Annotated in this window: 12 protein-coding genes and 2 pseudogenes; 8 read left to right on the top strand and 6 right to left on the bottom strand. The window is 66.5% G+C overall.

Annotated features, from left to right (window positions below; all coding sequences use genetic code 11):
* The first annotated feature begins 12 nt into the window (after positions 1-12).
* The gene (locus ABD844_RS15650) at positions 13-1263 is read left to right on the top strand and encodes a Gfo/Idh/MocA family protein (RefSeq protein WP_344877466.1); all 1251 of its coding nucleotides are present in this window, start codon (positions 13-15) and stop codon (positions 1261-1263) included.
* Between the two features lie 147 nt (positions 1264-1410).
* Here ABD844_RS15650 and ABD844_RS15645 read toward each other — a convergent pair.
* A pseudogene (locus ABD844_RS15645) lies at positions 1411-2535 on the bottom strand (alpha/beta hydrolase).
* A 468-nt stretch (positions 2536-3003) separates the two neighbouring features.
* Positions 3004-4473: a DHA2 family efflux MFS transporter permease subunit gene (locus ABD844_RS15640; protein ID WP_344877464.1), complete on the bottom strand. Its 1470-nt coding sequence runs from the start codon at positions 4471-4473 to the stop codon at positions 3004-3006.
* Between the two features lie 246 nt (positions 4474-4719).
* On the opposite strand from ABD844_RS15640, the gene ABD844_RS15635 reads away from it, so the two are divergent.
* A complete protein-coding gene (locus ABD844_RS15635) occupies positions 4720-5088 on the top strand; it encodes a TetR/AcrR family transcriptional regulator C-terminal domain-containing protein (RefSeq protein ID WP_344877462.1) in 369 nt (122 codons plus the stop codon).
* 194 nt (positions 5089-5282) lie between these two features.
* Positions 5283-6161 carry an IS5 family transposase gene (locus ABD844_RS15630; protein ID WP_344877460.1) on the top strand — a complete coding sequence of 293 codons (879 nt, stop codon included), beginning with the start codon at positions 5283-5285 and terminating at the stop codon, positions 6159-6161.
* A 309-nt stretch (positions 6162-6470) separates the two neighbouring features.
* On the opposite strand, the gene ABD844_RS15625 is transcribed toward ABD844_RS15630, so the two are convergent.
* Positions 6471-7013 (bottom strand): hypothetical protein, encoded by a 543-nt coding sequence (locus ABD844_RS15625; protein WP_344877458.1) that lies wholly within the window; start codon positions 7011-7013, stop codon positions 6471-6473.
* Between the two features lie 280 nt (positions 7014-7293).
* On the opposite strand from ABD844_RS15625, the gene ABD844_RS15620 reads away from it, so the two are divergent.
* On the top strand, positions 7294-7662 hold the full coding sequence (locus ABD844_RS15620) for a site-specific integrase (RefSeq protein ID WP_344877456.1): 369 nt from the start codon (positions 7294-7296) through the stop codon (positions 7660-7662).
* Positions 7663-8798: 1136 nt separating this feature from the next.
* A complete protein-coding gene (locus tag ABD844_RS15615; RefSeq protein WP_344877455.1) occupies positions 8799-9857 on the top strand; it encodes a hypothetical protein in 1059 nt (352 codons plus the stop codon).
* Positions 9858-10238: 381 nt separating this feature from the next.
* Here the strand turns inward: ABD844_RS15615 and ABD844_RS15610 are convergent, their stop codons facing one another.
* Positions 10239-10748, bottom strand: a complete 510-nt coding sequence (locus ABD844_RS15610) for a winged helix-turn-helix transcriptional regulator (protein ID WP_344877454.1) — start codon at positions 10746-10748, stop codon at positions 10239-10241.
* Positions 10749-10828: 80 nt separating this feature from the next.
* On the opposite strand from ABD844_RS15610, the gene ABD844_RS15605 reads away from it, so the two are divergent.
* Positions 10829-11263: a tautomerase family protein gene (locus ABD844_RS15605; RefSeq protein ID WP_344877452.1), complete on the top strand. Its 435-nt coding sequence runs from the start codon at positions 10829-10831 to the stop codon at positions 11261-11263.
* 2 nt (positions 11264-11265) lie between these two features.
* On the opposite strand, the pseudogene ABD844_RS15600 reads toward ABD844_RS15605, so the two are convergent.
* Positions 11266-11409, bottom strand: a pseudogene (locus tag ABD844_RS15600) (IS701 family transposase); the annotation flags it as partial.
* Between the two features lie 90 nt (positions 11410-11499).
* Between ABD844_RS15600 and ABD844_RS53130 the strand changes: the two are divergent.
* Entirely contained in the window at positions 11500-11793 is a 294-nt protein-coding gene (locus ABD844_RS53130) for a hypothetical protein (protein WP_425568573.1), read from the top strand.
* A gap of 18 nt (positions 11794-11811) precedes the next feature.
* Positions 11812-12216, top strand: a complete 405-nt coding sequence (locus tag ABD844_RS53125; protein WP_425568572.1) for an integrase core domain-containing protein — start codon at positions 11812-11814, stop codon at positions 12214-12216.
* A 182-nt stretch (positions 12217-12398) separates the two neighbouring features.
* On the opposite strand, the gene ABD844_RS15595 is transcribed toward ABD844_RS53125, so the two are convergent.
* Positions 12399-13670 carry an MFS transporter gene (locus tag ABD844_RS15595; protein WP_344877486.1) on the bottom strand — a complete coding sequence of 424 codons (1272 nt, stop codon included), beginning with the start codon at positions 13668-13670 and terminating at the stop codon, positions 12399-12401.
* Positions 13671-13719: the final 49 nt, after the last annotated feature.

Below are 13719 nucleotides of genomic sequence, written 5' to 3'. Positions count from 1 at the left end.
GGTCCTTCCACAATGGAGAACAGCGAACGGCTCGGAGTCGGCATCGTCGGCGCCGGATTCATGGCGAACTTCCACGTCACCTCGTGGACCGGCGTCCGCGACGCCGACGTCGTCGCCGTACAGAGTCCGCGGGCCGAGAGCGCCCAGGCGCTGGCCGACCGCTGCCGCGAGCTGCGGGTGGGCGACGCGCGTGCCTACACCGACCTGCGCGAGCTGGCCCGCGACCCGCGCGTCGACGCCGTCTGGGTGGTGGCGCCGAACCACGCCCGGACGGCCATCATCGAGACCATCGCCGAAGAGGTCACCTCCGGGCGCGCGTCCCTGGTCGGCATCGCCGTCGAGAAGCCGCTCGGCAGAAACCTCGCCGAGGCCCGCCGCGTGCTTGAGCTGGTCGAGGGCGCCGGGCTGTTGCACGCCTACCTGGAGAACCAGGTGTACGCGCCCGCCGTCACCCGGGGTCACGAACTGCTGTGGGCCAGGGGCGCCGCGCTGGCCGGCACGCCGTACCTCGCCCGGTGCGCCGAGGAGCACAGCGGACCGCACGCCGCCTGGTTCTGGGACGGGACGCGGCAGGGCGGCGGCGTGCTCAGCGACATGATGTGCCACTCGATCGAGGCCGGCCGCTACCTGCTGACGCCGCCCGGCGCGGACCAGTCGGACTGGCTCACCCCGCTGTCGGTGAGCACGCAGATCGCCTCGCTGAAGTGGTCGCGCAAGCGGCACGCCGCGCAACTGGCCGAGCGGTACGGCGGCGCCGTCGACTACGCACGGCGGCCGTCCGAAGACTACGCCCACGCGACCATCTCGTTCCGCAACGGCGACGGCGAGGAGGCGGTCATCGAGGCAACCACGTCGTGGAGCTATGTCGGACCCGGGCTGCGGCTGACGTTCGAGCTGCTGGGACCGGAGTACTCCATGAGCGCGAGCACGCTGAACACCGAGGCGCAGCTGTTTCTCAGCCGTGAGATCCGCTCCCCCGAGGGCGAGGACCTGGTCGAGAAACAGGGCGCGGAGCAGGGTCTGCTGCCGATCGTGTCCGATGAGTCGCTGACCTACGGGTACACGACGGAGAACCGCGCGGTGGCCGCGGACTTCCTCGCCCGCCGGCAGCCGCGAGAGAGCCTGAAGCACGGTGTCGAGGTCAGCGAGCTGATGATGGCCGCGTACCTGTCGGCCGAGACGGGTGAGACGGTGCGCTTCCCCGTGGCCGACCTGGACACGTTCGTACCGCAGGTGGCCCAGGGGACGTGGCGCCCGGCGTAACCCGGACGGTCAGGCGGGGCACACGTCGGACTGGTCGAGTCCGGGGACGTTCCACCGCCACTCCTCCGGGTCCGGCGTGCCCCCGGCCCGGCTGTCAGGGGCGGACGTGCGCGAGAGTCTGGCCGATGCCATCGGTGTCGCCGGTGATCACAACGTTGAGCATGGATTCCCTTCCGTATGGACTGGCTTGCGCTGGTGCGCTCCTGACGGACCTGCGAGGAGGTGAACGAGTGCCTGGGCGAAGGTGTCCGCGAGCCAGACCCAGTCGTGCCCGCCGGCGAACTCGTGGTAGGTCACCGGATAGCCCTTTTCGCGCAGGACGGCTTGCAGGCGTCGGTTCGCGTCGAGCATCGGCGGTATGCCACCGGGAAAAACGTCGTTGTCCAGGAGCCCGGCAGCCTGGTAGATGTTGAGCGGTAGCCGGGGCGATTCCGCGTACTGCCGCAGGAGCCAGTCGCGCTCGCCATATCTGGCCAGACCGACGGCGCCGATCAGCGAGATGACGTTGGGGAAGACATCGGGTCGGCCGAGCGCTGTGTACAGCGCTGTGAGGCCGCCGAGGCTCGCGCCGCCGATGACGTTCAGCTCCGGCCGGGACCCCACGCCGAACTCCCGCCGCGTCCAATCCAACAGCTCCTCGGTGACAAACGAGCGCTAGTCGTCGGAGAAACTGAAATCCACCATCCGGTGCTCGCCAGGTTCGGGCATGACCGCGACGAACGGCGGCACCGTACCCGCGGCGATCAGGTTGTCGAAGACGGCCAGCACCGCACCGATGTTGGCAAGTTCCCAGCCGTCGAACAGGACAACGAGTGGGGTCAGCTCGCTGGGGGCGGGTCCCGGCGGCAGGTACGCATAGACCCGGGCAGACCTTCCCAACGCGCTGCTCCGCAGCTCGTGGACGGTGGTCTGGCTCGCACCGTCCCGACCCGATCGACCGGCCTGCGGATCGGTGGGCGCGAGGTCCAGAAGCGAGACCGTTCGTCCCCAGGGACTCGGCCAATCCGGGGCGGGATAACGGATCGTCTTCGGGTTGTACTGGTCCACCGTGCGGCCGGCGAGGTGGGCCGCCGAATCGAAGCTCGTGGCTGCAGCGTTCAGATCCTCGTCTCGGGTGAAGGTGTACGTCACCCGGGTTCCCCGTGGTAGACGGACACTGACATACCAGATGTCGGTGTCGGCCAGGTTGGTCAACGCGAACTCTGGGGCGGCGGCCGGCGAGATCCCGTCGCACAGGGTCCACGGGTTTGATGTGCTCTCGGCGCGGAGCAGAAAGGTTACGCAGACGCCCTCCGGGTCGTCGGCGATCTCCTCGACGAGTGGCGTACCGGCACGTTGGATCGCTGACCAGAAGTCGGACGTAACCGTCCCGGCTTCGAGTGCCTGTCTGAGTCTCGCGATCCGGTCGCTCTCGGCGCCTGTGCGCCACTGGGTTGTGGACGGTTATTCGTACATTGTGGACATCACAGAGGTACTCCCCTTTGAAGATGGACTCGGTCCGGAGGATCTATCGCGGGTCGCCGTGTGCGAGGGCATTCGCGGCCGGATGAGCGGGAGCTGGCACGTCGCGGGTGGCCGGGCCCGGTGGGAGAAAGTCGTCCCACTGACAGTGAGGAGCTGGTCCGGTCCGAGTCCGGTCTCGTGGACCGGGCCGGACCAGCTCCGTATGTCTCAGGCCGTAGTGCCGGGAAACGGTGTATCAGCTCAGCTGGGTACGAGCATCTTTCCCTGCGGTGCTCATCAAGCACCGCCGACGGGCTCTTCCGCGGGAGCACGCTCGTTCTCCGCCGCCGGGGCGGGCGGGGTCTCGGGCCGGCCGGGCAGGAGCGGAGTGGCAATCAGAATGATGACGGAGACGGCGGTCACAAACCAGTACACACTGTGGAATCCGCCGACCGCATCGGCCGCGCTTCCCTTGTCGGCACCCGCAGTCGCAAGGATGAGGGTGACGAGGGCAACGCCGAGCGCTCCACCGAGCTGGTTGAGGTTGTACAGCACCGAGCTGCCCTGCGGCACCTTCTCCGGAGGCAGCGTCCGGTAGAGCGCACCCATCGTCGGCGCGCCGACGGCGCCCAGTCCCAGACCGATCGCGAACGCGCCCAGCGCCGACCACACTTCACTGCTGTCCCCACCGATGCGGGTAAGAGCGAATGCGCCGAGCGCTGCGATGACCGCTCCGCCCTGGGCCAGGCTCCGGGCTCCCATCCGATCGCTGAGGCGTCCCGCGAGGGGCATGGCGAGTGCGGAACCCAGGCCCAGCGGTGCCACCAGCAGCCCGGCCGCACGGGCGCCGTGCCCATACAGCAACTGGTAGTAGAGCGGCAGCGCGAACAGGCCTGCGTAGGTGGCGAGACCGACGAGCCCCTGAACCGTGACGCTCGCGGCGAAGCTGCGGCTGGTGAACAGCCGGACGTCGATCAGCGGCGGGGTGCGCCGGGCACGCAGCGCGTGGAGCACGTACCCGACGAGCAGCACAAGGCCGATGGACATGGGGACGAGCACAGACGGTGTGCCGAACCCGGCGTGCTCGCCCGCCTGCGTGAGGCCGAGCACCATGGCGGCGAAACCAGGGGCCATGAGCGCAAAGCCGAGGACATCGAGACGCGTGTCGGACCGCTGGCCGGCGGGCGGGTCGGCCGGGATGACACGCATCGCGAGCAGGAAGGCGACGATCCCGATCGGCAGGTTGATGTAGAACATCCAGCGCCAGTCCAGGGACTCGATCACAACCCCGCCCAGCACGGGCCCGAGCACCGGGCCAAGTGACAGGACAACACCCATCATGCCCATGACACGCCCTGCTCGGCTGGGACCCGCCGCACGGGCCAGGATCACCAGCACGAGCGGATCGAGCACGCCGGCCCCGAGCCCCTGGACGATCCGAAAGACAATCAGGCTCCCCACGTCCCAGGCAAGCGCGGACGCCATCGAGCCGACCAGGAACAGGATCAGTCCGAACAGCCACAGCCGCTTGGCGCCGAACCGGCCGATTGCCCAGCTGGTGACCGGGATGGTGACGGTGAGCGTGAGCAGATAGGCGGTCGAGGCCCAGCTGATCGAGGTCAGCGAGGTACGGAATTGCTGGGAGAGGGTGTCGGCTGCGACAGCGACCATCGTGCTGTCGAGGATCCCCATGATCCCGCCCAGCAGGACCACGCCAATCAGTTGCAACAGCCTGGCATCCAGGCGGCCATCCTGCACTTCAGACATAGACGCGACGCAACTCTCTTAGAACATTATTTGAACCAGGCGGTTCAACTTAACGGCTCGACTGGCAGGAATGCAACCAACTGGCCCATACAGTTGTACTGACCGGTTCAAATAAGCAAACGTGGCAGTCGATACGATGGCCAGGTGACTGAAGCCGGAACCTCTGCCGCGCCACGGCGAGACATGGTCACCGACGGCCTCGCAGCGCTTGAACAGCTACGTGAACCCGGGGGTGACGTGCGCACCATGCTGGAGGACGCAGGCCACCGACTCCTTCAATCCCACTGCGCCGAAGAGTCATGGGCGCTGCGTCGGCTCATCCACGCCGAGATCATCAAGTTCCCCGACCTGCTCCACGTCGTCCAGCGGGAGGGAACGCACCGCATCAAAGATGCCCTCGCCGGCCGACTGGCGCGGCTCACTCTCTCCGGCCGGCTGCACACCCGCGACCCCGACCTGGCTGCCGAGCAGTTCCTCGCTCTGCTTGCCGGCCCGATGGAGATGCGCTCCCGGCTCGGTACCCGGCAGGTCCCGGACGACGAACTGCGCGCCGTGGCGCAGGCCACGGTCGACACGTTTCTCCACGCCTACGCCCCCCGACCTCAGAACGCGTAGACCGCGGCGGACTCGGCCATCGACCTATCGGCTGTGGCCGCATGCGCCAGCCGCGGTAAGCAGTCCCAGATGCCCATACTGGTGGAAGGGTGTTAGAGGTCGCGCGGATAGGCGCGGTGGGGACCTCGGTAGCAGAACGGGCAGAGGTCCTGGTAATCATGGAGCTGCGACGCTCGTGATCACTGGAGAGGCCCGTGCCGGCGCTGCCATCACGGTTGACCGCACCGCTCTGGGACCAATTCGTGGCCCTGCTGCCCGAGCAACCGGAGTACCATCCGGACCATCCCCTCGGCTGCCATCGCCCGCGGATCAGCGACCGGATCATCTTCGACAAGCTCCTGCAACTGCTGCGCTTCGGCTGTTCTTACGAGGCGATAGCCGACCCGACATGCTCAGCGACCACGATCCGCAACCGTCGCGACGAGTGGGTACGGCTGGGCGTCTTCGCCCTGCTCAAGCAGATCGCGTTGGATTCCTACGACCGGATCGTCGGCCTCGTCCTCGACCGGATCGCCGTCGACGGCTCCATCACCAAGGCTCCCGGTGGCGGCGAGGTCGCCGGACGCTCACCGGTCGACCGCGGCAAACAGGGGCTGAAACGCTCGGGCATGACGGACGGCTACGGCATCCCGCTGGGTCGTGTCCTGGCCGGCGCCAACCGCCACGACTCCCCGCTGCTCGCCCCGACCCTGGACCGCCTGAACGACCTCGGACCGTTACCCGACGACATCACCGTGCACCTGGACGCCGACTACGACTCGGACACCACCCGCGCCCTCCTCAACCAACGCGGCCTCCACGGCCGCATCGCACACAAAGGCGAGAAAGCACCGATCCAGGCCGGCCAGAGATGGCACGTCGAACGCACCCACGCCTGGCAGAACGCCTTCCACCGCGTCGCCCGCTGCTACGAACGCCGCGCCACCGTCATCGACGCCTTCTTCGACGCCTTCTTCGACGCCTTCTTCGACGCCTTCTTCGACATCGCCGACACGATTATCACTGTCCGCTGCCTGATCCGACGGGCATGGACAACCCACCGCTGGGACGAACGCCCGAACCGCCGACCGTGATCACGGCCCATCCACCCCACTTGTAAGCCGGCCGCCTCGCAGTGCGCCGGTTCGAACCGGAGGTCGGGCCAGAGAGCCATCAGCTCCTGACCGATCAGACGCGTCTGGTTCGGCAGGCCCTTGGGTCGGCGCCTCGGCCGGCCATCGTCGGGACTCCACACGGTCGGGGTTTTCTGGCATGAGGATTGGCCTTGCCGCGTATGGCCTCGTGACCAGCACCGGGATGCGGCTGCCCGAGACGGCTTCCCACGCCTACAGCTGGTTGCCGGACTCCCGCCGGCACAGCCGCGGGCAGATGCGGGACAGCCTTCAGGCGAAGTGGAACAGCACGCCCTCGCCGCGTTCGGCCACCGCGAGGACGAAGGTGCGGAAATCGTTGAACTCGTCCTCGTCGACGAAGCCGTAGTCGTCGTGGGCGAAGCCGTCGCCGTCGACGGTGAACGCCTCGCCGCTGCCCTCGCACGCGTCGGCGAACCGTATGTCGCGCAGCCAGCCGGCCAGTTCAGTCATATCTGCGGGATCGAGTTCCATGGCCATGCTGTCCTCGTCCTCGTCGTGATTCGTGTCGTCCTCGTCCTCGTCCTCGTCGTCTTCTTCGTAGTCCCAGTTCAGGTCGACGTAGTCCCCGTCCATGAAGATGTTCAGTGGTGCGTTCCCGACCAGCGCCTCCCACAGGTTGAGCGAGAACCGCTCTATGGAGAAGGTGCGGCGCTGGACGCTGAGATTCGAGTCGAGCGGCGTCTTGTCGCCCTCGGGGGTCTCGTGGATGAGGCGCGCCGCGTACGAGGGGTCCCGCCTGGCGCGCTTCAGTTCTTCCTCGGTGACGCTTCGCAGTGTCGCTGTGACGCCCACGTCTCTCCTACGGGTCGGGCTGACCGCGGTGGGACACGGCCGCCGGAGGCCAAGATCACCGCTCATGCTAATACTGCAAAGGTGTTTGACAGCTGGCCAGGTTGGTCGTTGGGGTGGTTGTGGGTAGGGGCCCTGCTGAGATGTCAGGCTGTGGCCGGGCGGACTGACCGCTCTGCACGAGCGGTTCGTGCACCGGTTCAACTGGTCGGAGCCGAGAGAGTAGGCGCTGGCCTATATGCGCGGCCTCTAAGATCGCGCCGATGTCGATCTGAGCGCCTCGATGCTCACCGTGGTGGGTAAGAATCGGCAGACCCGCCACGTCCCGCTGCATCCCAGCACCGCACGCATGCTGGCCGGTTATGCCGCCCGGCGTGACCGGCTCTGCCGCTCGCCGGCCTGCGACAGCTTCTTCTTCACCACCACCGGGCACCGGCCGCGCGCCGACCAGGCGTACAGGTTCGCCGACCGGTTCCAGTGCACGGTCGATCTTCGCCGACCACCGCCTGGTGTGCTCGTGCTGGTAGTCGCCCATGGCGGGGATGTTCGGCTCGTCCAGATGGCCCAGGCCATAGTCCTGCAGGTCGACCCGTTCGTATTCGGCGTCACCACGTTTGCCGGCCAGGTCGTGGACCCACCGGGTCGCCCTTAATCAGTTTACCGTCCAGACACGTCTGGCTACTATCAGTGATGGGGCCAGGGTAGCGAGTAAAGCGGGCCTCGCCGCCCCCGCAAATCATCTGCCGCCTGGCAATCACACACGGGAGAAACCATGAAAAAGCTCACCGTCGCAATCGCCAGTGCGTTGGTGATGGCCACTACCTCGACGCCAGCACTGGCCGCACCACTACAAGCAGGGCGGTGCGATGGCAAACCAATGCGGGTCGGCGACGTCGGCCGCCGTATCGACTTGTTCTCGAATCCCGACATTTCATCGAAGGTCATCGGGTGGATCCCGGGCGGCACAATAGTGTATGAGAAGGCACCGCAGTGCCAACTGGAGGGCGGAGGGTATCCCCCAATGTGTGGCCGCTCAGGCTGGGGAAGCCTCTGGGAGACAGTCCAGTGGGCTACTCCCGCTCAAAACTACGGCTACCTCCCTTACTCGTGCGTGCGCCCGGCATGAGCGTGGGCTGAGCACCGCCGCCGGCGTGCAACCGCCCATCACGGCCCTGGATGGGCGACTGGCGGGGTAGCCCGGCCCGGCAAATGTAGCCGTTGGACCGCGGTGCGGCAGGTGGCTTTCGGCCGCCGGTCGTAGCGGGCGGTCGTGGTCGGTGAGGCATGGCCCACGAGGGCCTGCGCGATGGCCAGCTCTACGCCAGCGTCCATCATGTCGCCGATGAAAGTCCGCCCGAAGTCGTGCGGCGCGAACTTCTGCCCGCCGATTTGTGGGCTCCCGCTGGGCGGCCTGGTCGATGCGCTTGAGCAGGATCTTGCGGAGCGCCTGCCCGGTCACGTGGGCGGGTCGGCCGCTGCTGTCGGTGCGGAGCCGCCTGCCCTTGCTCGTCGCGAGCGAGTTACGCGCGTGTGTCTTCTGCCGTTGCCTGGCGCACCTTCGGCGACTTCCTTACCGCGTCCGGTCCCCATCCGCTGCCAGGCGATCACCAAGCCGCCGATGATGACAACAGCAGCCCCTTCCGCGACGCAAGCGTCCCAGCTGAGCCGTCGGCGATGAGCAGTTCCATCTCATCCTCGTAAATCGGTGCGTTGGCCTCGGGTGAGCCGCACCGCGCCGGCAGGACCGTCCGGCGGCGAAGTGTCCGGATCGGGCGATAGCGTGCTGGCATGATCGAATCGCCCCCCTTCGAACTGCTCGACGGCTTGCTCGGCCGCCGTACCGACGACCCGGGCCTGATCGAGCTGCACCGGACCTACCCCCTGGAGCCCCTTCCTGCGTTCACCGACCGGGAGGACATCTCCCCTACCGGCTCGGACGCGCACGGGTTCGAGCTCACCTACCAGGCGACCGCGCGAGTGCCCGGCTGCTATCCCTCGGTGCGGGTGCGGGGACGCGGTCCGCTGCTCGGCTACCTCACCAAGGTGTGGATCAAGGAGGACTACCACTTGCCGATGGGGGACGGCCTCAGCACGGCGCTGCCCGAGCCCGAGGCGCGCACGCGGGCACTGCACAGCAGCGTCCAGGAGTACGGGAACATCGTCCACATCCTGCGCCGCGACGAGCGCAGCACCCTCGAGGCGCGCTACCACGACGACGGCCGCTTCATCTGGTTTCTCCTGACGCTCAACGAGCGGGACGAGGACGATCCTGAACTGCTGAAGTCGGCGGATGCGGTCCTGGTCGCCTCGCCGGCGCGGGAGTACCCGTCCTGGCCGGAACCCAGTGCCGACGAACCCTTCCCCGCGGCCCTGCGGGCACTGCACGACCACCAGGACGCGCACGGGTTCGGCGAGATCGACTTCGAGACGCACGACCACTTCACGTTCGGCGGACCGCACGCGTGGACCGGCAACCCCGCGGCCGAACGAGAGTTCCGGGTGTTCGGCCAAAACGGCAGCGGCGGTCTGGCGGCCTTCTGGCTGGTCCACCAAGGACGTTCGATCGAGGAGCAGCCCGTCGTCTTCCTCGAGAGCGAGGGCGCCATGGGGCCGGTCGCGCCGGACCTGTGTGACCTGCTCTACCTGCTCGCGGGCGGCATCGGCCCCTACGAGGCCATCACCTTCGGCTCCTCCTACTGGGACGCCGACCCGCAACCCGCGATCGCCCGCATCGCCGAGGACCACTTCGGATGGCGCGAAGCGCGTACACCTCAGGAGATCATCGACGACGCGGACAGCGAGTACTCCGACCTCATGGACCGCGTCGACGCGCTCAGCATGTACTGAGGCCCGAGCGCGCGTGCATCGAATGCGGGCAGTCGAAGGACCGGGACAGGAACGCGCGGTGTCTGTGCAGGTCAGGGCCAGCCGTAGCGCTGGTCACAAGGTAGAGGGGTGAGTCGCTTCTTATCTAGGCTTGTCAAGCGAACTAGCAGGTCAGCTGCTTGAATGCACGGTCGGGACGATGTACCTGCGGCATCCCACGGTCGGCGCGCTGAGCGTGGACTACCAGGTCTGGGTGCAGCCCGACAGCCCCGATCACCGACTGGAGGCGTACACCCCGAACGGACCCGGCTCGGCCGACGCGTTTGCGCCTCCTCACCCAGGCCGAGGGAGACGTGGCCGCGGTCAGCGACTGCTGCTGAGCCGGCCAGGGGATCTCGCGGGTTACACCTCCTCGGGCACGAGGCCGCTGCGCCGGGCCAGCACCCTGGTCCCGGGTCCGGAGGCGGCGCCAGGACCGGGCAGCGCCCTCACGTTGGCGCTGGTCACCGGTTTCCCGCACGCCGAGCAGCAGACCTGCGGCGTGAATTCCGCACCACATTCGCGGTGCGTCAGGCGTACCGGCGGACCGCCCGCCGGTGTCGCCCATTTGTCGCCCCAGGCCATCAGGGACATCAGCACCGGCACGAGTTCGCGGCCGGCCTCGGTGAGGTGGTACGCGTGCCGCAACGGCCGCTCCTGATACGCCCGGCGCTCCACGATGCCGTCGGCGACCAGCGTCTCGAGCCGGCGGGTGAGCAGGTTGCGGGAGATGCCGAGGTTCTCCGCGATGTCGTCGAACCGGTGCAGGCCGAGGTAGACGTCCCGCACGATCAGCGGCGTCCACCACTCGCCGACGCGTTCCAGGGACTGCCCGATCGAACAGTGCATCTCCGCAAAGCTGGTTCGTTGCATGGCTCCAGTGTAGTGGGTTGATTCATTGAACTCACTGGGGTACGTTGTGGACGGTTAGAGTTCAATGAAAGGACTAACTGATGCCGTTCGTGGAGCTGTTCGTTCCCAAGGGCTCGCTCGACCAGGAGAGCCGCGAGAAGATCGGCGGGCAACTGGTGTCGGAGGTGATGATCGCCGAAGGCGCCCCGGACACCGAGGCGGCCAGGTCCATCTCATGGCTCGTGGTGAACGAGATCGACGCGTGGTTCGTGGGCGGCCGGCAACTGCCCGCCGGGGAGAAACCGAGATACGTGGTGCGCGTAGGGGTTCCGGCCGGTTCACTGAACGACGACAAGCGCCGTGACATCGTACGGCGCGTCACGCGTGTGCTCGCGGACGCCGACGCGGATCCGGGACGGTTCACCCAGGCCACCACCGCGTGGGTGCACATCAACGAGATCCCGGAGGGCAACTGGGGCGCGCGCGGGGAGATCGTCCGCGTTGAGGACATCGCGGCCTTCGTGACCAGCGGTTAGTTCTGCGGGCCGATCAGCCCGGCGTGTTCGGCCAGGTTCCGGCAGTTCTTGCGGTCGACGTCGGCCAGCAGCCCGCGCACGTAGGCGGTGGCGGTGGCGGTGCGGCGTGGTTCGACGCGGCCAAAGTGGCCGGCAATCCGGGCCATCAACTCGTTGAAGATAACCATCCAGCCGTCAGGGTCTACGCTGTGGCCCGCGGCCACCGCACGATCTTTGGTTGTCTTCACAAACTCCGAATGATCACGCGGTGGCCGTCGCCATATGACCCCGATCCACCAACGCCGGAGCCTTGCGGACGCCCCAGGCAGATCCTCAAGCAGGAAGGCCTTGACCCGGCACCCCAGCGGGCGTCCACCACGTGGGCCGACTTCCTGCGCTCCCAAGCCGACGCCTTGCTTGCCTGCGATTTCATCGAGATCATCACCCTGAACGGGCAACGCCAGTACATCCTGGCCGTCATCGAGCACGCCACCAGGCGCATTCGTGTGCTGGGCACCACCGCGCACCCGACTGCCGGCTGGGTCGTCTAGGCGATCAGGAATCTCGTGATGGACTTGGAAGGTGCGGGCTGCCGGGCGCGCTTTCTGATCCGAGACAGAGACGGCAAGTTCCCCGCCCTCATGGACGAGATCCTCGCCGAGGCCGGCATCAAGACGGTGCTCACTGGTCTCCGGATGCCGCGGATGAACTCGATCATGGAGCGGTGGGTGCAGTCCTGCCGCCACGAGCTTCTCGACCGCTGCCTCGCATGGAACGAACACCACCCGCGGCACGCCCTGCGCGAATACGAACACTTCTACAACCAGCATCGAGCCCATCAAGCCCTAGACCAAGCAGCCCCAGTGCGTCCCGTCCCAAACCCGACCACGGACTCCGAGCGAATTATCGACCTGAACGTACGCCGACGAGACCGGCTCGGCGGCGTCCTCCACGCGTACTCACATGCCGCTTGAACTGCACGTGATGGAATCTTCAGCAGGCGCACTCCTGACAGCTACCCGGACCGGACTTTCATCGGCAAGCGACGACGGGCTTACGAACAACAAGATCAGCCGCTACGTCACGGCTTCACCTCTTGCTCTGCTGGGCGCACGAAAAGCGTTCACTGATCAGACGGTGCGAAGCGGTCACCCATCTATGCATTGGCTTCAGAGTCGGCCTCGGGTTTATGAGAACGAGTCCGCTCCGCCCACGCCACAGCCGGCGGAACCAGAAGCCCTGCGGCTACCATCAGAACGCCGAGGGCAATCCATCCGTTCGTACCGGCTCCCAGCACAAGCACCGCGAGGAGGTACGGGCCGGCTGACGCAGCCAAACCTTGCCCGAGCCCAAAGACCCCGCTGTATTCGCCTTGCAGATGAGCGGGCACCAGGCCGAAGCTCAGCTCGAATTCAGCGGCCGCATAGCGAAGTTCAGCCAACGTCAACACGATCACCCCTATTATAAGGAGACTAGTCGCGATGGTGGCCGCGAATGCTGACGCCCAGCCGAAGAGGGCGAACGCGACCAAAAGGCCAAAACTCGCACTACGAGCCGCATTGCCTGCGCCTATTACCCCGTTGATACCCCTTGTCGCATTGAGTTGAAGAAGAGCAATCATCACCGTATTGATGACAATCAAGATTGCGACTATCGATCGTGGCGCCTCTGTGTGTTGGACGATCCAGAGAGGTATCGCGAAGGTAAGAACAGGTCCCTGCAGCGCCAGTACGCCGTTCAGTGCCGTAACCGCCAGGAATGCGCGGTCACGCAGCGCCACCCCGGTCGTCTTCTCCGACTTGGAGCGCAAAGGCTCAAGCCTCGGCAGGAGCAGGACCAGCAGCACGTTAAAAGCGAAGGTGATCGCGTTCGCGAGAATAAGAGTTGTGTAGGCGAAGCGCGTGTCGACGGCAATGACGATACCCGCAGCCAATGCACCAAAGCTCGTGCCAATATTGACGAGGGACCGTAATACAGCGCGCAAACGGGTCGCGTTGGCGCCGCCGATGCGTCGAAACACGGGCATTCGCGCGGTCTGGCTAGCGGCTGCTGCGAACTGGCTCACGCATGCCATGGCAACGAAAGATGGAAAAGAGTTCACAAAAAGGAAGCCGGCCATGGCGCATGCTTCGAGAACGAGAAACAGTGCCCAGAGTCGACGAGGCCCCCAACGATCGGCCATCCTCCCCACCGGGATTCCTGCGGCAAGAGCGGCGAACCCAGCGACCGTTAGCCCTCCGCCCACCTCCATGACGGATAATCCGACGACGCGGGTGAAATATAGGGCTCCGGCCGTGACGAACAGCCCGCTTCCTGCGGTATTTACCAACGTCGAAATAGCCAGCACCCGCCGAGGACCCGTTTGCAGTTCAACGGACTCAAGTAGGCGAGTCCGCCACCCTTCCGACTGTGCTGTAGGCGATGACATCATTCGCATCGGCCCGAGAACCCGACGGCGGCCGCTGAAGAGTGCACAT

Source organism: Nonomuraea antimicrobica, from assembly GCF_039536965.1.
Taxonomy (GTDB): domain Bacteria; phylum Actinomycetota; class Actinomycetes; order Streptosporangiales; family Streptosporangiaceae; genus Nonomuraea; species Nonomuraea antimicrobica.
This window is presented reverse-complemented; position numbering and strand designations above follow the sequence as displayed.

Coding starts and splice junctions, on each gene's coding strand:
- ABD844_RS15650 (WP_344877466.1), top strand. CDS start 13: ATGGAGAACAGCGAACGGCTCGGAGTCGGCATCGTCGGCGCCGGATTC.
- ABD844_RS15640 (WP_344877464.1), bottom strand. CDS start 4,473: ATGTCTGAAGTGCAGGATGGCCGCCTGGATGCCAGGCTGTTGCAACTG.
- ABD844_RS15635 (WP_344877462.1), top strand. CDS start 4,720: ATGCTGGAGGACGCAGGCCACCGACTCCTTCAATCCCACTGCGCCGAA.
- ABD844_RS15620 (WP_344877456.1), top strand. CDS start 7,294: ATGCTCACCGTGGTGGGTAAGAATCGGCAGACCCGCCACGTCCCGCTG.
- ABD844_RS15615 (WP_344877455.1), top strand. CDS start 8,799: ATGATCGAATCGCCCCCCTTCGAACTGCTCGACGGCTTGCTCGGCCGC.
- ABD844_RS15610 (WP_344877454.1), bottom strand. CDS start 10,748: ATGCAACGAACCAGCTTTGCGGAGATGCACTGTTCGATCGGGCAGTCC.
- ABD844_RS15605 (WP_344877452.1), top strand. CDS start 10,829: ATGCCGTTCGTGGAGCTGTTCGTTCCCAAGGGCTCGCTCGACCAGGAG.
- ABD844_RS53130 (WP_425568573.1), top strand. CDS start 11,500: ATGATCACGCGGTGGCCGTCGCCATATGACCCCGATCCACCAACGCCG.
- ABD844_RS53125 (WP_425568572.1), top strand. CDS start 11,812: ATGGACTTGGAAGGTGCGGGCTGCCGGGCGCGCTTTCTGATCCGAGAC.
- ABD844_RS15595 (WP_344877486.1), bottom strand. CDS start 13,670: ATGTCATCGCCTACAGCACAGTCGGAAGGGTGGCGGACTCGCCTACTT.